This window comes from Flavobacterium sp. LC2016-13, assembly GCF_009707955.1.
Lineage (GTDB): Bacteria > Bacteroidota > Bacteroidia > Flavobacteriales > Flavobacteriaceae > Flavobacterium.
On the sequence record NZ_WMDQ01000051.1, the window covers coordinates 1 to 441 of the forward strand.

General features: G+C 36.1%; 1 protein-coding gene. It reads right to left on the reverse strand.

The annotated features are described in order from the left end of the window. Positions 1-441: hypothetical protein (locus GKZ86_RS25195; protein ID WP_154785767.1), on the reverse strand; the 441-nt coding region annotated here is incomplete at both ends.

The following is a 441-nucleotide window of genomic DNA, read 5'->3' on the forward strand; positions in this document are numbered from 1 at the left end:
AATTTGGGCAATACCATTGTTACAGCTAATATTTGTTGCAACTGCTGTTAATGTCAATGCATTTGTCGGCTCATTAATAGTTACAGTAGCTGTATTGGTACATCCTGTAGCACTGTCTGTAACTTGTAAACTATAATTTCCTGCTGCAACATTTACTAATGTTAATGTGTTTCCAGATTTTGTAATAGTTCCAACTGCAGGTGTTAAAGTGTAAGTATAAGCTCCTACTGTCGCATTTCCTGAAACAGTAAATGTTACTTTACCTGTTGAACCGCCTTTACACAATACATCGCTGTCTTTGTAAACAGCAACTGTTATTGGAGTAACCGGATTTATTGTATGAGCTTCTGTGTAGAAACATCCATTTGCATCTGTAACCTTAAACATGTAAGTTCCAGGAGCAAGGTTTGCAAAAGCATTTGATGTTTGTTTGGCAATAAT